We start from the raw sequence: 16812 nt of genomic DNA, 5'->3' as shown, positions 1-16812 counted from the left end.
AATTAGTCTAAACTAGCAGAAATACTAACCTTATATAGCACATTTGGGACATCAATAATTGAAACAGTTTTTTCATTAACTTGCACATTACCTAAAATCCCAAGTCTATCAATAACATGAGTATCTATTTCTTCTTGCCTTTCGACAATATCTAGGACTTCTTCAACTTGAAAGCCAACATATTGTTCATTGTTTTTAACAACAATAACATTGATTCTATCATCAGAAGACTTTAAACATTTCGGCAATCTTAAAATATTAGCCAAATTGTAAATTGGCATAACTTGCTCACGATATTGAATAACATCTAATTCACCAGACTTATGAATATTTTTTTTATTTATTTCTTCAATTCTAAAAATATACTCCAAAGGTATAGCAAAGATAGATTTTTCTTCAATTCTTGTGATTAAAATATCTGATTTTTTTTCTTTACTTTTCAATTCTATATTTGTTTCTTTAGAAAAATTATCGGTCATTTTTTTTAGGCCAGTGAATTCTGCTATTTTTTTTACATCTAAAACAAGACCAACAGAACCATCACCCATAAATGTTGCTCCGGAAAATATCCCACCAAAATTAAAACAATTAGGTATTTTCTTCAAGACTATTTCTTCTGAATCAATAATATTATCAATAATTATAGCAAAAGAGTAGCCTTCATTTTTTATCACTAACAATTCAATATAATCACTATTTTTCTTAGCACCAGCATTTAATTTTAGTATTTTATCGAGTTCCACTAAGGGGTAAATAACATTCTCTCTTTTCAAAACTTTTTGATTAAAAACAGAATAAATATTTTCAATAAATTCTTCGTTTTTAATGCGCAAAACAATATCAATGCTTTCTTCTGGTATAGCAAAAGTTCTTTCATTTACTTCAATAATTAATGAATTTAAGATGGTGACAGATTTTGGTTTTGGTAATTTCAGTGAAAATTTAGTACCCCTATTCAAGTTTGATTCTATCGTTAATTTTCCATTAATTGCTTCAACTGAAGACTTGACCATATCCATCCCAACACCACGACCTGAAATATCTGTTACTTGAGTTGCTGTGCTAAAGCCCGGAGCAAAAATAATTTCAAATATCTCTTTGTCGGACATTTTTTTAATTTGATCTAATGTATAAATTCCTTTTTCAATAGCTTTTGCTTTTACTCTATCTGTATCAATACCCCTACCATCATCTTGAATATTTAAAATAAAATCATTATTATCTTCCTCGCATTTTATATGAATTGTCCCTTTTTCTTGTTTTTTTAATTTAACTCTTTCTTCAGCACTTTCAATTCCATGGTCTGCGCTATTTCTAACTAAGTGAATAATACAATTACTGCAAACTTCAGCTATAGAATTAGCGACTCGAATAGAATCCCCTTCAATAATTAATTGGATATTTTTATTTAATTCTTTTGCTATATCTTTTATAATTCTTTGCAGGGGTTTAAATATTCCACCAATTGGTACTTTACAAATTTCACTAATTTTATTTTGAATAACACCATTTATTTTTGTCATTTCCTCAAATAACTCACTTAATATATGAATTTCCTTATTATCAGAGTATTTTGATTCTAAGCTATGAATAATTTTTAAAACCATGTTTCTAATTACTGTAATTTCACCTGCATAGCTTGCCAATTCATCTAACAAAAAAACTGGGACAGAAATATTTTCTTTAACTTTAACTCCTGTATTAGTTTTTTTTGCTTCTTTTTTCTCAATATCATCAGCTTTTTTTTCAAGGTAATTTAGATCTTTTATTATTTTTTCTAAAGAAAATTGATGTAAATTTCTTTTTGGTATTGAGGATACTAATTCTTTTATTCTATCAAGACCAAGAAATATGATATTTAAAACTTCATCACTAATAATTAAATTTTTCTTTTTTATAGCTTGAAAAATATCTTCATACTTATGAACATATTTGGTTACAATATTTGTATTCAAACAACCGCTTGAGCCTTTTAATGTATGTAACTCTCTAGCAATAGAATTTATCAAATCATTATTGTTTCTATCATCTTCTAAGAGAAGAATTTTTTCTTCAACTTCATCAATAATTGAAATTGCTTCTTCAAAAAATGTGGCTTCAATTGCTCTATTTTCAATAATACTTTGACAGCGATCTTCTGAATTTTTTTTAACTATTTCAAGCATTTTTTCAAATTGAAATGGTTTTTCATAAAAACCACAAATCTTTAAATTTAGCGCATCTAAAGCCATTTGTTTTGAAACATATGCTGAAATAATTCCGAATGGGATTTTATCATCTAACTCCAGAGTTTTTTTTCTTAATTCAAATCCATTTAAATTTGGCATCATATAGTCACAAAGTACTAAAACTAAATCTTCAATATTATTCCTAAATAACTCTAAGCCTTCATTTACATCATTGGAAATAATGGGAGTAAATCCTGCTTTTATAATTATTTCTTTACCTATTTGTAATAAATCTTTTTCATCATCAATCCATAATATTTTTAAATTTTCTTTCATTTCCGACATATTTTTCTCTTTTTTAATTCATATGAAATATCAATACTATATTATTGAAATTTATAATAACAATAAATAATGCATTTATTACCTATACATTTATAATTTAATAGGAAATATTTAATACCCCAAATATGACAGTTATCAATTATTTCCTATTTTATTTTTCTTATTTTTCTATAAAGTTAATAAAAATACTTCTATAGGAAATAATTATGCAAATAAAAACTGATTTAATTAAAGATTGTTTTGAACTTATAAAGCCTATTTTAGATCAAATTATTGCAAGATTTTATGAAAATTTATTTCTTGACTTTCCACAAACAAAACAAATATTAATAAAATATGATTTAAACAAACAAAAAAAATTTTTAATAAACTCTTTAATTACTATAATCGATAATTTAGAAAATAAAAAAAATTTGACCCAATTTTTGCAAGAGCTTAGCGAGCAACTGCAAAAATTACCACTTGCAGACCCACATTATGATTGGGCTGCACAAACTTTCCTAAAAACTTTAGGGCAATTTCTAGGTAGATCTTGGAGCTCTGATTTAAGTTTTGAATGGGGTAGCGTATTTAATTTAATTGTCAATACTTTAAAACAAGGAGTAAGTCTTAATATGCAAAATGATCTTCAGCATTCTATAGTAGCACACAGTTCTCAAGAACAATTGATTTCAAATGAAAAGTCTGAAACCAGTTGTCTGACTGATGAATTTAAGCAAAACATTCAAAATGCTGTTAAAGCCATTGTTTTGAAGCAAATAAAATTAGAAGTTGAAAAATATTTAAAAGAAGAATTAATAGAAATATCAAGAATGACTCCAGAAGAATTAATAGCTGTTGCCATTCAACCAAAGGGTTAGAAAACTTTAGCAATCGATGAAAATAAGTTTTTTAATTCAAAAAATAAGACTAGTAATATGAAAAATATTTTTTTTATTTGCTTTATTGTTTTTATTACACCTGCTTTTTGTCAAGAAAAAATTACTATTAAATTTGCCATAAATGAAGACTCAATTCCATTATCATATTCAATTAATAAAAAACCAAAAGGAATTTTAGTAGATATTATAAATGAATTTTCCAAATTAAATAAAGAAAAATATAAAATATTTTTAGAACCATTTCCATGGCCTAGAGTTATTTATATGGTAAAAAAAGGTGAATTCGATGCTTTTATTAGTTTAAAAAGCAAAGAAAGAGATGAATATGTGGATTATAGTTCATATCTGGTATTAAAAGAAAATCTTTATTTTTACTACTCAAAAGAAAATAAAAAATTGACTAATTTAAATACATATAATTCAATAAATGACTTTAAAAATTTCCTTTTTCTAGATTATTTTGGTGATAGTCTTAATAAATATCATTCTGAAGAAAATGGTTTTAAAAATGAATTTTCAACCAATAAAAAGTATATTTTATTCAAATTAAATAAAAATAGAGGAGATCTATTTTTATCTACAAAAAGATCTCCTCAATTCTTAATAAAAAAATATAAACTAAAAAATATAGTTTGGAAAAAAGTTGATTTTATAAAGGGTGATTTCAACTATTATCTATGTCTAAGAAAAAATATAGCAAATAAAAAATCTATTTTAACTGATTTCGATAATTTTATTAAAGCCCCAGAAACAATCCAAAAAATTAATAAAATTACCGAAAGATATATTAAAAATATAGATGAATAATTGGAATTAATATATTTATAATATTTATTTGTAAGATTAAACTTTAATATTTTTCACTAATATATCTAATTTACTTGCTAATTCACTCAAAGATCTTGCAGAAATTAAAACTTGCGAAGATCCATTTGAAGTTTGCACTGCAGCCTCCGAAACTACTTTTACATTTTGAGTAATATTTGCCACTCCCTCAGCTGATTGTTGTACAATTCTTGCTACTTCATTTGTTGTAGCAGCTTGCTCCTCTACCGAAGCTGCAATTGCAGTTGCAATACTATTTAATTTTTCAATTGATTGGCTAATTAAAGTAACTGCATCGATAGAGCTTTTAGAATCGCTTTGAATTCCTGTAATTTTATTAGTAATGTCTTCTGTTGCTTTAGCAGTTTGTTTTGCTAATTCTTTCACTTCATTTGCAACCACTGCAAAGCCTCTTCCCGCGTCCCCAGCTCTTGCTGCTTCAATTGTTGCGTTTAAAGCCAATAAGTTTGTTTGTTGTGCTATAGAACTAATTACTTTAATGACGTTACCAATTTCTTTGCTACTCTCACCTAACTTTACAATAATTGAATTTGTATTTTGTGCTTGTTTAAGTGCAAGAGAACTACTTGCAGAAGCTTCAGCAGCATTGCGAGCTATTTCTTTAATTGCCGCACTCATTTCCTCTGTATTTGTTGCAACTGAACGCACACCTTGGGATACCTCCTCTGACGAAGCAGCCGTTGAGTTTGCAACTGACGTGGTTTTTTCTGCATTTGTGCTCATTTGCTTAGAAGTTGCATTTAATTCTTCTGAGGCTGCAGCTAGTTGGCGGGAAGCCTCTCCAATATTTTCAGTTAATGTAACTCTGTCTGTAATAATTTCCCAAGTAACCATAATGCCAATATATTTTTTATCAGAATCATATACAGCAGAAGCTAACAAGCTTAATTTTTCAGGTCCAACGGAAATTATTGCTCTATGAGGAAGATTTTTATCATTTGCCAGCAATCTTCTTTGATGTGCAGGATTTTTATGAAAAATATCAATACTTGAACCCACAAATTCATTCAGTCTAATGGGCAAGTACTTTTCCAATTTTTCTAATGTTTTTAAGCTAGTGCTGTTTGCGTAAGTAATTTTAAAATCCATATCAGAAAACATAACATTAATAGGAATATTTTCCATCATAGAATTAATTCTTGCTAAGTTGCCTTCAATAAGTAATTTCTGGGTTACAATATCCCATGTTACCATTACCCCTATATATTTTTGATTTGTATCATAAATTGCAGAGACTAAAAGATCTAACTTTTCTGGACCAACAGTTATAATTGCTCGATGTGGAAGGTTTTTATCATTTGCTAAAATTCTTCTTTGATGTGCTGGTACCTTATGGAAAATATCAATACTTGAGCCAACAATTGCATTTACTCTGATAGGCAGAAATTTTTCAATTTTTTGCAGAGTTTCTTTACTTGTTTGATTGATATATGTAATTGTAAAATTCAAATCGCAAAACATAATATTAATTGGAGAGTTATCGGCCATTCCTTTGTATTCATCTAAGTTTAAACCTGTTAAAGTTGTTAAATTTAAACCTGGAATATTTGTACTTTGATTGCCCTTTAGCTCTTCCATGGTAATCCCCTTAAAATTAGTAATTTTAGCAATAACTTTAATTCTACTAAAAATAACATGCCCTATTAATGAGTAAGAAATATAAAGCGTTTATTTTTTGTCTATTGCAGTGAAGAATGTTGATTGTATAATAAAACATACTTTCTATTATTTTATTCTACGGAGAAGCAAATGGCTCACAAAATTTTAATTGTTGATGATGCTAAAACAATTCGCCAACAAGTGAATTTTACCTTAACAAAAGGGGGCTTTGAAGTCATTGAAGCAGAAGATGGGGTAGATGGAATAGCAAAATTGAAAAATAATAAGGATATAAAAGCAATAATCAGCGATATCAACATGCCAAATATGGGTGGGCTTGAAATGGTCGCACAAATCAATACAAGTAGCGACCTACCGCATCCACCAATATTAATGCTAACCACTGAAGGTGCAGCCGAAATGATTGCTGAAGCTAAAAAAGCAGGTGCTAGTGGTTGGATCACAAAACCTTTTAAGCCGGAAGTCCTAATAGAAGCTGTAAAAAAACTGGTTGGTGCATAATTATTATCAATTATATATATAAATTTTTCTTTATAAAATTAGAAATAATTGAAATAAAATAAAAATAGGAGTTAAAAAATTGGCGGATGTTTCAGAAGCTAAATATTTGGAATTACAAAATGTTATTCAAGCATTTCATAAAGCACAAGCTATTATAGAGTTTAGCATGGAAGGAATAATTTTAACCGCTAATAATAATTTCCTGCATGTAGTAAATTATAATTTAGATGAAGTTGTTGGCAAACATCACAGAATTTTTTGTGAAACAAATTATGCAAATAGTATTGAATATAGACTATTTTGGGAAAAATTAGGTAGAGGTGAATTTGATTCCGGTGAGTTCCGCCGTTTTGGTAAAAATGCAAAAGAAGTATGGTTACAAGCTTCTTATAATCCAATTCTGGATTCAAATGGCAAACCTCAAAAAATAGTAAAAATAGCTTCTGATATAACAATCCAAAAAATGAAAAATACTTATTTTGAAAGTCAAATAAATGCAATTGAAAAAACACAAGCTGTTATTGAATTTACATTAGATGGTATTATCATAAATGCAAATGAAAATTTCTTACAGTTAACTGAATATTCTTTAAGTGAAATTAAAGGAAAACATCACAGAATGTTTTGCGATCCTAGCTATACAAACTCAAATGAATATAGAATTTTTTGGGAAAAATTAGCAAATGGGGAATCTGATGCTGGTGAATATAAGCGTTTTGGAAAAAATGGGAAGCTAGTTTATCTCTCAGCTTCATACAACCCCATTTTTGATACAAGCGGAAAACCATTAAAAGTTATTAAGTACGCTACAGACGTAAGTAAACAAAAACTAAAAGATCAAGAACTAAATGCTCTCTCAAAAGCACAAGCAGTAATAAATTTTAATTTAGATGGCACAGTTATTGAAGCAAATGAACTCTTCCTTTCCCTTATGGGATATAGATTAGATGAAATAAAAGGAAAACATCACTCTATATTTTGTGACCCAATTTATACAAATAAACCAGAATATCGAGAATTTTGGCAAAAATTAAATAACGGGCAATTTTCAGCAGGTCAATTTCAACGTTTTGCGAAAGGCTCAAGGGAAGTTTGGATTCAAGCTTCTTATAATCCAGTTTTTGATTTAACAGGGAAAGTATACAAAGTAGTTAAATATGCAACTGATATAAGTAAAGAAAAATTTGAATGGCTAGAACTTGTAAGGACACTTGAAGAAACAGCTATTCAATTAGGTTCAGCTTCTGAAGAATTAGCAACAACAGCTTCAGAACTTACAGCCAATTCAAATGAGACATCAAAACAATCAGTCAGCGCTTCAGCAGCCTCAGAGGAAGTAGCTAAAGGAGTAAATTCAGTTGCAACAAACACTGAAGAAATGGCTGCATCTATTAAAGAAATTTCAAAAAGTACATCCGCCGGATCAGAAAAAACACGCCAAAGTTTAAAACTATCTCAAGAAACAAATTCAATAGTCAGCCAACTTGGAAATGAAAGTAAAGAAATTGGTACAGTTCTCAAAACAATTAGTTCTATTGCGCAACAAACAAATTTATTAGCATTAAACGCTACAATTGAAGCGGCAAGAGCAGGGGATTCTGGTAGAGGTTTTGCAGTCGTAGCAAGTGAAGTCAAAGAACTTGCGAAACAAACAGCAAAAGCTACTGAAGATATCTCTTTTAAAATTGGTACAATACAGCAGAGCACAGCGAAGGCGGTTTCTGCAATTGGAGAAATTTCTAAAGCAATTGAGGAAATAAATACAATTTCAGTCACAATCGCTACAGCAGTAGAAGAGCAAGCAGCAACTACAACTGAAGTTTCACGCATTGTATTAGAATCTAGTAAAGCAGTAGATGGAATCTCAACTTCTATTAAGAAAGTTTCAATTTCGGCATCTCAATCTTCTACCAGTGCACTCCAGTTACAAGATGCTGCAAAAAGTTTAAATCATTTAGCAATTAAACTCCGAGATTTAGTCTTAAAATTAAAAGTAAACTAATATATTAATAATAATAGGAATTAAGGAAAAGATACTCATAAAAAATCATATAGAAAAATATCTGGAGGATAAATGTTAAAAATCAAAATTCTTATCTTATTGTTATTCACTTTAATAACGGAACAAACTTTTGCTGCTTTTTATACTCTGGATTATCCTCCGTTTAGTTGTACTCATGAACAAGCAACAAAAGGAATTTCAATTCACTTTGTGCGTGAATTACTAAAAATTACAGATATTAAAGAAGAAATTTTAATTGGCAATTGGGCCGAAGGTTTAGAAAAAGCAAAAAAAAATGAAATAGATGGAATATTTCCTGCGATTAAAACAAAAGAAAGAGAAGAATTTCTTATTTTTCCTGCTGAAACTCTTTTTACTGAAAACATTGTTGCTATTGGAAAAAATTCTTCTGAGTTAAATACAATTGATGATATTTCTAAACTGACTGGGAAAAAAATTTGCACAGGTAAAGGCTTTAGTCTTGGTAATAAAATTGATAACTTGATTAAGCAAAAGAAAATCATAAAAGAAGAAGAAAAAGATGTTAGAAATTGTTTAACATCTGTCCTGAATAATAAAGTTGATTATTTTCTTGCTGATAAATTAATTGCAGAATTTGCATTAATTCACTTTAATGATAAAGATAAAACTTTAGCAATATCTGAAAAAATTTTAGATTCCACTCCAAATTACCTTGCTTTTACAAAAAAAAGTAAATATTTAAAAAAAATTCCTGAAATTGAATTAGCTATAAAAAAGCTTAAACAGGAAAATTTTATCAAACAACTAATGACTCAAGAATTTAATGATTGTTTTTAAATTTAAAAACTATTATAAATACTTATCTAATCCCTCAGCATTCTGTATAATTCCATGTTGGTACAAAGGAATAAGATGATTTTTAAGACCCACATTACTTATGTCAGAAGATATTCTATTAAAATTATTTTTTAAAACTTGAATAGTTTTACTAAACTGTCTATTCATAAAATCTTTCCAAGCCTTAACATCTGAATATTGCATAAAATCTTTGTTACAATAATTTGTAATAGTTTCTAATGAATTTGTAGCAGTAGATCTGAAAGAATGTACATTAGAATTTTCAACCAACATAATACCTGCTAAATTTTTCTCCTCAACTTCACTTAATCCATAAGTTAATGAAGTCACACTTATATTTGTATAAAATATGTACATTAATTTTTCATTTGCAATTTCAAGTTTTATTATTTGCTCAAATAGAGGCATTATTTTAGATTTTATATGTTTGCATTCCGCATTTTTATTTGTGCGATCATCTGCAGAATATGTAGGGTCTTTTGAAGAGGATGTGCCGACTCCACAACTATTAAATATCATTAAAGTTACTATTAAAAGAACTATTTTTTTAATTAAATTCACACGTTAAAGCCTCCTCAATTTTATTATATTTTTGCAATAAAAATCACAAAAACAAAGAGATTTTAACATTATTTATAAAAAATAAAATTAAATTATTATTTAATATATAAAATAAAAAATAATATTTTTTTATCAATTAAATCAATATCTTAATTTTAAAACAAGAGTCTTACCTAACTTTTATCAAAATATAACAAAATTTTAAATTTATACAAATTTTATAGAAAATAGATAATTATATTTGGAAAATCTTCGAACACATGATAACTGTATGAAAATAAATAATAAAATGTAAGCGTAAATCAATAACTAATATTCATCTGAACTACAAATGTTGTATTTGGAGAATTTTCAACATATTTTAAACTACCATGATTAGCTTGAATAATACCTTTCGCAATACAAAGTCCCAAACCTTTTGGTAAATTCATCATCTCTTTAGATGAAACAAATGGCTCCATTAAGCTTGTTTGCAAGTTTTTTGGAATACCATTTCCAGAATCAGTAAAATAAACCTCTACAGTATTTTCCAAATTTTTTATCACAGAAATTTTAATCCACCGCTCTGTTAAATTTAATATTGATTCGTAAGAGTTTAATATTAAATTATAAAAAGCATGCGATAAATTAATAAGTTTGCATTTTATCAATAAATCATCAGGTATATCAATTTTAACTTCAATATTATCTTTTGCAAATTTTCTTTCAAACATAAAAAAAATAGTTTGCAAAATATCTTTTAATGAAACTAAAGTTACTACTTCATTTTCATCGCATTGTGAAAAATCATTTAATGATTTAACTATTTTTGAAATTCTTTGACTAGCAGTTATAATAATTTCCATATCGTGTTTTATATTTAAGGATTCCAATATTTCATTTTCAAAATTTTCCATTTTTGTTGTGATATAAGATATTTTTCCTAAAATAATAGCTAAAGGATTATTTATTTCATGGGCTATTCCTGACGATAAATTTATTATAGAACTTTGTCTTTCTTTTTTTATAAAATCTATCTGAATTTTTTCTAACTCTTTTTTTGCTTTATACAATTCAAAGTAATTTATCACCTGCTTTGATAATACTGCTAGCATTTCTTTTTGTTTATTTGTTAATTGCTTTGGCTGATAGTCAATAACACATAATGTACCAATATTGTTACCATTAGGTGTCCTTAACGGTTGACCTGCATAAAAGCGCAAAGAGGGTTCACCCAATACCAATGGATTATCTTTAAATCGATCATCTATTTGTGAATCCTCCACTATAAATAACTTATTTTGCTCTATGGCATGAGTACAAAATGAGACATTTCTTGCAATTTGAGTTACTTCTAAGCCTGTTTTTGCTTTAAATACTTGTACGTCTTTGTCGACTAAAGAAATAAAGGCTATTGGGACTTCACAGATACTAGAAGCTAGCTGGGTTATTTCATCTAAATTAATGTCACCATCTGAATTTAAGATTTGGTAACTATACAGTTCTTGCAAGCGTTTTTCTTCCGAACTGAATTCTTCAATAACCATATTTCTCCTTAAAGAAATGCCTTTAATGAAATAGATAACTCATTTGCTAATTGTAATTCATTTTTAGATAACTCTCTATCCTGTTCTGCCATATGTTCAAGAATATGGCTTTCAATTACTTCACACATTAAGCCAGTAAGTGCTCCACGCACTGAAGCCAGTGTATGCAGAATTTTTTTGCAGTCCTCATCTGTTTCTAATGCTTGTTCTACACTCTTTAGTTGACCTTGCATTTTTTTCACACGTGCAATTAAGCGCAATTTATTTGAAATATGATGTGATTTTTCATTTGTAGATTGTGTTGACATAATTTACCCCCCTACCCTATAATTTCATAATCGATCTTCAGCCGAAGGTCAATTCCATGCCCACTCGAGGTTAGTATGAATATTGAAAAAACTGCGGAAATAAAATTTTCCATTAATGGAATGGATTGTCCAAGTTGTGCGCAAAAAATTGAAATATTTAGTAAAAATGCAAAAGGAGTCCACGAGGCAAAAGTCAATTTCGTAAATTCTATTTTACTTTTAAAGTTTGAACCAGAAATATTTAAAAAAGATCAATTTATTCTTTCCACTAAAAAATTGGGCTATTCTTTACAAGAAGAGGCAATTAAAAATAAATATAATTCGATTGCCACGTTAAAAAAACAATTTCAAAAAAGTAAAAATTTTAAAAGTTTTCCACAAAAAAAAATTGTCGCAAAAAAAATTCAAATTGATAAAAAAACTTCAAGTTTTACAAAATTTGCAACTTTTTTTACAAGTCAAAATTGGACATTGATAGGAATTTTAAGTTTCGTATATTTAGCTCTGTTATCCCTCCAATATTTCTATAACAAAAATTGTCATTCCTTATTTACAGGTTTAACCTTAATCCCCCTCTATCCAATTGTAACAAAGGCTTTTTATCTAGCTAAAGCAAAACATATATTTAGTGTGGAAACTTTGATGAGTATTTCAAGTATAGGAGCAATCACTATAGGCGCTAGCGAAGAAGCTGCTGCAGTCCTAATATTATATTTAATTGGGGAAAAGCTTGAATCTGTGACCCTTGCAAAAAGTAATCAAGAATTAAAAATGCTTATGGGAATACTGCCAGAAACAGTAACTAGGGTTACAGAAAATCATACTCAAGAAATAATCCCTCTATCAGAAATAGAAGTAAACAATATATTAGAAATAAAACCTGGAGACAGATTTCCTGTAGATGGAAAAATAATTTCAGGTGAAGCTTTCATAGATGAGTCTCTGATAACAGGTGAAGCCACTCCTATATTTAAAAATGAAAATTTTCCTGTTTCAGCTGGCTCTATCAATCTTGATGGTTTTTTATTAATTCAAGCAGAATCCACTGCCGAAAATAATACTGTTAGTAAATTAGTTCACCTCATAACAGAAGCACAAGCTTCAAAAACTAACGCAATGCGTAGCATAGAAAAATTTAGTAAAATCTACACCCCCACAATTTTATTGCTTGGTATTTTAGTTGCCGCCATTCCTCCCCTTTTTTTTCATGAGAATTGGTTTTCTTGGATTTACCGCGGACTGGCAATATTATTAATAGGATGTCCATGCGCTTTAGTCATTTCCACACCCTCTGCAATTTCGGCTGGAATTTTAATAGCTGCGAAATTAGGAATATTAATTAAAAATGCTATTTCATTAGAAACAATTGGAAAAATAAAGCAAATTGCTTTTGATAAAACAGGGACATTAACTTATGGTAAACTTGACGTAACAAAAATTGTTTCTTTTGATAAATCTGAAATGCAGATACTGCAATTAGCAGCAAGTGTAGAAGCAAAAACCAATCATCCCTTGGCTAAATGTATTATAGAGTATGCAAAAAAATTAGATGTTTCAATTTCAGATGTAAAAAATTCTAAAACAATACCTGGAGTTGGAGTCCAAGGAGAAATAAATAATTTAGCTGTATTAATTTGTTCACCGCAATACGCAAGAAAAATAACTGCCATTTCTGATAATTTTGCAAATGAAATTATAGAATTACAAACCAAAGGAAATACTGTAATTTGTATTTTAGTAAATTTTAAAATTGAAGGATTAATTGCTTTAAAAGACAAAATTAAAATTGAGGCCAAAGAAACAATTGAAAAATTAAAAAAATTAAATATAAATTCTACTATTTTGACAGGAGATAACGTAACTACTGCCAATTTAATCGCAAATCAATTAGATATTGCTGTTAAAGCTGAATTGCTACCTAATGAAAAGTTAAATTTTATTAAATCAACTTCGGAAAAATCTTTTATTGCTATGGTTGGAGATGGTATAAATGATGCACCTGCCTTAGCAGCAGCAAATATTGCAATTGCCATGGGAAATGGAAGTAATATTGCAATTGATTCCTCGCAAGTGATAATAACAGGTAATAAATTAACAAGCATTGTTGATGCTATTTCGCTTTCAAAAAAAGTAATGGTCACAATAAAACAAAATATAGTTATTGCAATTGGGCTTAAAGCAATATTTTTTATCTTAACTATTTCTGGTGCAACACAATTGTGGATGGCAATAATAGCTGATACTGGAGCAACATTAATTGTTACATTAAATTCACTAAGCATTTTATTTTTTAAATCTAAGTTTAGTATTAAAAAACTTTAATCCATTTTTTAAGCTGATTACTTTCATAAGCTAATTCAATTAACTTAATTACATTCAATGCATCTTTTGGATCAACTGGGTTTTTCTCTTTTGCAACGATTGCAGAATAAATCTGGAGATAAAATTGGAAGTAATTTCCTGGTAAAGTTGAAATATCAATTAACATTTGCTGACCATTATTTATTTGCACAAATTTAACTTTATTTTCTATATTATTTTCATGCCCCCAAGTTTCGATATTTAATTTTTCACCTTTTGCAATAAAATTTAAAGAATTTTCTTGGGGATCCAGACCATTTTTTAGGAAAAATCCATTCTCCCCTAAAATAGAAAATATAGGCCGAGGTTGAAAACCTAAATTAGTTGCTCCAAGAATTGCTGTTGTTTTTTCATACTGAAAAATAAGATGAAAATAATCTAAAGTAGAAGCATTAGTTCTCTGCATTTGAAGATCTGCAAAAATCTCTATGGGCATTCCTAATGTAAAAAGAACTTGATCAATTAAATGCGAACCCAAATCATATAAAATACCAGAACCTTCCTGTTCTTGCTCTTTCCATTTTTGTTTATTTACGATTGGTCTAAACCTATCAAAATAACTTTCATATAAAGAAATATTTTGCAGTTTTTTTTCAAGAATACATTTTTGAAGGGTTAAAAAACCATTATCCCAACGTCTATTATGAAAAACACTCAGTAATAAATTTTGTTTTTTAGCAATATTTATTAACTCTTCACCCTGAGAAAAAGAAATTACAAAAGGTTTATCTACAACAACATTTTTCCCAGAAAGTAAAGCTTTCTTAGCTAATGAGAAATGTTCTTTATTTGGAGCTGTGATAATAACTAAATCTAATTCTTTTATTTTACAAAGCTGATCAAAATCAGATATTACAGAAACTGTTGGATAAGTTTTTTGTACTTTTTCGGCTTGGGTTGTGTTTATATATTTTAAATTAAAGCAATTGGAATTTGTAATTAAAGGGGCGTGAAAGGTAGAACCCGACAATCCAAAGCCAACAATAGCTGTATTTAGTTTTTTCATATGAGTATCCAAAAAAAAGACTCTAGAATGATTTAGATTCTAAAGTCAATTATTTTGTTAAGTTAGAAATTATTCCGATAATTTCAATCCACCATAGCAATCTGTCATATTAGTTAGTCTTGCATAGCCAGAAGTAATAGTTACTCTAATGTCAATCTACCAGAGCACGAAGTAACAGCATCTTCAATTGATATTTCGGAGTCCATAGTTGATTTACATGAATACACTTTTCTAAACTTCTTCTGCTTTCCAATATAAGCCTCAATAACGCAGCGAGTTTCCACTACTCGATCTTCAGTTTTTGGTATTTTAGGGCCAACCTTTGCTTTGCAACTTGAAAGAATTCTTCTTTTAGATTCAGTCCCTTCGGAAACGGCTCCATCCATTATTTTAATTTTTTCGTTTTTATCCTCTTCTAATAAAGAGATAAGATCATCTCTTAAAGCTAAAGATACTTTATCTTTATTTGAGATAAATACGTACTGATCCTTATCACCTTCTTTAGCTACTAATTCAGAAAGTTTACTAAAAATATCTTCATCTTTAGAAATATTGCCGCATCCGCTATTGGTTTTACAAAGGTTTAAATCTTCTTCATAGGTATTTTGATACTCTGCTAGAAATTTTTTTGCTGCATCAACATTTTTAGCAAGAGTTTCATCATCTTTTGCATTTTCTAAAGACTGCACTAAACTTTTAGCTTTTTTATTAATTGAAGCAAGCTTTTCTTGCAATGAATTTAAAAAAGACGCCTTTTCTAGGGTAACAACTGCTGAAAAAGAATCTTTATTATTACATCTTTTTAAAGTTTTAGCACCAATTATAACCTCTGAAACAACAGACTTAGATGTTGCATTCAATGATGCATTTTCATTTGTCTCTTCAACTGTAGCTGTAGCGGTTACTTTTTGTCGAATATTTCTTGCTAAATCAACTTGTGCATTTTGATCAGCTTCTTTTTGAGTATTTCCTGTTCCATATCCAACATATAATTCCTTTTGAGTTTTTGATTGTAGATCAGCAAGGGTAGAACAAGGATCTGTTTGTGCATAAACACTACTGAACAAAGCAATAGAAGACAAACTTATAAATAAACCAAAAGCTTTCATTTTTCACCTATTATATTGGATGAGAACAATTGTTTGGAAGGATATTCTATCAGAGATTAATCTTCTGATTTTTCAGAAGCTCCGGCATCCTTCTTACCAACGCTATCAATAAATTGTTTTTGCGCATCAAGCAATTTTCTACGGATTTCAGGATTTCCACCTGGAGCACCATTTATAGCATCACGCATTTGTTTGTCTAAAACAGATTTTTCAATAGCTACTTGAACAGCGCACATTAATTTTTGAGTTGGCCTTACACCTGACTCATCTGCTTCCATTGTTTTTTCCCAATAAGTGGTAGTTACTTTAGCTCCAGAAATATTTCCTTGGGATAAAAATGCTGTTAGTGAAGAGAGAGATGGATCTGATGAAGCATTTAAATCTTCAACTTGTCCTGAAGTTGTAACAGAATTTTTAATATATTTTAACATTTCACCAACGGCTTGAGTGCGAGCCATAGAAACACAAGCATCTGGTCTTGAAGCGCCACTTAAAGTTACTTTGTGAATAAAAATAATATTAGAACCTTCTTCACGAATAACAGAGCTATTTAATACCCAATCAGGAGTTTCTAAAGTTTTATCTGAATTAGCAACAACTTCTTGTTTTATATATTTGGATGAAGATTTACAAGAAGATAAAAAAATTGAACTAATAGAAGAAATTATAATTAAACTTGTTTTTAATGTCTTAGATTTTGAAAACATAACTAACCTCAAATAAAAGAGTTCGCAAAAC

General features: G+C 28.7%; 14 protein-coding genes. 6 read left to right on the top strand and 8 right to left on the bottom strand.

The features are described 5' to 3' along the window. Positions 1-2 precede the first annotated feature (2 nt). Entirely contained in the window at positions 3-2513 is a 2511-nt protein-coding gene (locus GOY08_RS02205; protein ID WP_158996926.1) for a chemotaxis protein CheW, read from the bottom strand. A 206-nt stretch (positions 2514-2719) separates the two neighbouring features. Between GOY08_RS02205 and GOY08_RS02200 the strand changes: the two genes are divergently transcribed. Together GOY08_RS02200 and GOY08_RS02195 are read left to right on the top strand one after the other, a co-directional pair. Beyond that, entirely contained in the window at positions 2720-3373 is a 654-nt protein-coding gene (locus GOY08_RS02200) for a globin domain-containing protein (RefSeq protein ID WP_158996925.1), read from the top strand. Positions 3374-3430: 57 nt separating this feature from the next. Continuing rightward, positions 3431-4201: a substrate-binding periplasmic protein gene (locus GOY08_RS02195; protein ID WP_158996924.1), complete on the top strand. Its 771-nt coding sequence runs from the start codon at positions 3431-3433 to the stop codon at positions 4199-4201. Between the two features lie 36 nt (positions 4202-4237). On the opposite strand, the gene GOY08_RS02190 is transcribed toward GOY08_RS02195, so the two are convergent. Further along, positions 4238-5818: a methyl-accepting chemotaxis protein gene (locus GOY08_RS02190; RefSeq protein ID WP_158996923.1), complete on the bottom strand. Its 1581-nt coding sequence runs from the start codon at positions 5816-5818 to the stop codon at positions 4238-4240. Positions 5819-5989: 171 nt separating this feature from the next. On the opposite strand from GOY08_RS02190, the gene GOY08_RS02185 reads away from it, so the two are divergent. The 3 genes from GOY08_RS02185 (at position 5990) to GOY08_RS02175 (ending at position 9182) form a co-directional block, all read left to right on the top strand. Continuing rightward, positions 5990-6361, top strand: a complete 372-nt coding sequence (locus GOY08_RS02185) for a response regulator (RefSeq protein ID WP_158996922.1) — start codon at positions 5990-5992, stop codon at positions 6359-6361. Positions 6362-6440: 79 nt separating this feature from the next. Next, positions 6441-8363, top strand: coding sequence for a methyl-accepting chemotaxis protein (locus GOY08_RS02180; RefSeq protein WP_158996921.1), 1923 nt, complete (start codon positions 6441-6443; stop codon positions 8361-8363). A gap of 72 nt (positions 8364-8435) precedes the next feature. Beyond that, on the top strand, positions 8436-9182 hold the full coding sequence (locus tag GOY08_RS02175; RefSeq protein ID WP_158996920.1) for a substrate-binding periplasmic protein: 747 nt from the start codon (positions 8436-8438) through the stop codon (positions 9180-9182). 12 nt (positions 9183-9194) lie between these two features. On the opposite strand, the gene GOY08_RS02170 is transcribed toward GOY08_RS02175, so the two are convergent. From GOY08_RS02170 to GOY08_RS02160, 3 genes are all read right to left on the bottom strand, one after another. Then, positions 9195-9764 carry a hypothetical protein gene (locus tag GOY08_RS02170; RefSeq protein WP_158996919.1) on the bottom strand — a complete coding sequence of 190 codons (570 nt, stop codon included), beginning with the start codon at positions 9762-9764 and terminating at the stop codon, positions 9195-9197. A 302-nt stretch (positions 9765-10066) separates the two neighbouring features. Further along, positions 10067-11290 (bottom strand): GAF domain-containing sensor histidine kinase, encoded by a 1224-nt coding sequence (locus GOY08_RS02165; protein ID WP_158996918.1) that lies wholly within the window; start codon positions 11288-11290, stop codon positions 10067-10069. Between the two features lie 8 nt (positions 11291-11298). Next, positions 11299-11598 carry a metal/formaldehyde-sensitive transcriptional repressor gene (locus GOY08_RS02160; protein WP_158996917.1) on the bottom strand — a complete coding sequence of 100 codons (300 nt, stop codon included), beginning with the start codon at positions 11596-11598 and terminating at the stop codon, positions 11299-11301. A 75-nt stretch (positions 11599-11673) separates the two neighbouring features. Between GOY08_RS02160 and GOY08_RS02155 the strand changes: the two genes are divergently transcribed. Beyond that, positions 11674-13920, top strand: coding sequence for a heavy metal translocating P-type ATPase (locus GOY08_RS02155; RefSeq protein ID WP_158996916.1), 2247 nt, complete (start codon positions 11674-11676; stop codon positions 13918-13920). Here the strand turns inward: GOY08_RS02155 and GOY08_RS02150 are convergent. The 3 genes from GOY08_RS02150 to GOY08_RS02140 all read right to left on the bottom strand — a co-directional run bounded on the left by GOY08_RS02150 (position 13907) and on the right by GOY08_RS02140 (position 16781). After that, a complete protein-coding gene (locus GOY08_RS02150) occupies positions 13907-14965 on the bottom strand; it encodes an oxidoreductase (RefSeq protein WP_158996915.1) in 1059 nt (352 codons plus the stop codon). The genes GOY08_RS02155 and GOY08_RS02150 overlap by 14 nt on opposite strands. 140 nt (positions 14966-15105) lie before the next feature. Continuing rightward, positions 15106-16074 carry a hypothetical protein gene (locus tag GOY08_RS02145; RefSeq protein ID WP_158996914.1) on the bottom strand — a complete coding sequence of 323 codons (969 nt, stop codon included), beginning with the start codon at positions 16072-16074 and terminating at the stop codon, positions 15106-15108. A 56-nt stretch (positions 16075-16130) separates the two neighbouring features. After that, positions 16131-16781, bottom strand: a complete 651-nt coding sequence (locus tag GOY08_RS02140) for a hypothetical protein (RefSeq protein ID WP_158996913.1) — start codon at positions 16779-16781, stop codon at positions 16131-16133. Positions 16782-16812 lie beyond the last annotated feature (31 nt).

The sequence above is a fragment of the Pigmentibacter ruber genome (assembly GCF_009792895.1).
In the GTDB taxonomy this organism is placed as follows: domain Bacteria; phylum Bdellovibrionota_B; class Oligoflexia; order Silvanigrellales; family Silvanigrellaceae; genus Silvanigrella; species Silvanigrella rubra.
This window is presented reverse-complemented; position numbering and strand designations above follow the sequence as displayed.

Excerpts from the sequence above, each read along its gene's own strand:
- GOY08_RS02140 (WP_158996913.1), bottom strand. The coding sequence starts at position 16,781 with ATGTTTTCAAAATCTAAGACATTAAAAACAAGTTTAATTATAATTTCT.
- GOY08_RS02150 (WP_158996915.1), bottom strand. The coding sequence starts at position 14,965 with ATGAAAAAACTAAATACAGCTATTGTTGGCTTTGGATTGTCGGGTTCT.
- GOY08_RS02165 (WP_158996918.1), bottom strand. The coding sequence starts at position 11,290 with ATGGTTATTGAAGAATTCAGTTCGGAAGAAAAACGCTTGCAAGAACTG.
- GOY08_RS02175 (WP_158996920.1), top strand. The coding sequence starts at position 8,436 with ATGTTAAAAATCAAAATTCTTATCTTATTGTTATTCACTTTAATAACG.
- GOY08_RS02190 (WP_158996923.1), bottom strand. The coding sequence starts at position 5,818 with ATGGAAGAGCTAAAGGGCAATCAAAGTACAAATATTCCAGGTTTAAAT.
- GOY08_RS02205 (WP_158996926.1), bottom strand. The coding sequence starts at position 2,513 with ATGTCGGAAATGAAAGAAAATTTAAAAATATTATGGATTGATGATGAA.
- GOY08_RS02200 (WP_158996925.1), top strand. The coding sequence starts at position 2,720 with ATGCAAATAAAAACTGATTTAATTAAAGATTGTTTTGAACTTATAAAG.
- GOY08_RS02195 (WP_158996924.1), top strand. The coding sequence starts at position 3,431 with ATGAAAAATATTTTTTTTATTTGCTTTATTGTTTTTATTACACCTGCT.
- GOY08_RS02155 (WP_158996916.1), top strand. The coding sequence starts at position 11,674 with ATGAATATTGAAAAAACTGCGGAAATAAAATTTTCCATTAATGGAATG.
- GOY08_RS02145 (WP_158996914.1), bottom strand. The coding sequence starts at position 16,074 with ATGAAAGCTTTTGGTTTATTTATAAGTTTGTCTTCTATTGCTTTGTTC.
- GOY08_RS02185 (WP_158996922.1), top strand. The coding sequence starts at position 5,990 with ATGGCTCACAAAATTTTAATTGTTGATGATGCTAAAACAATTCGCCAA.
- GOY08_RS02160 (WP_158996917.1), bottom strand. The coding sequence starts at position 11,598 with ATGTCAACACAATCTACAAATGAAAAATCACATCATATTTCAAATAAA.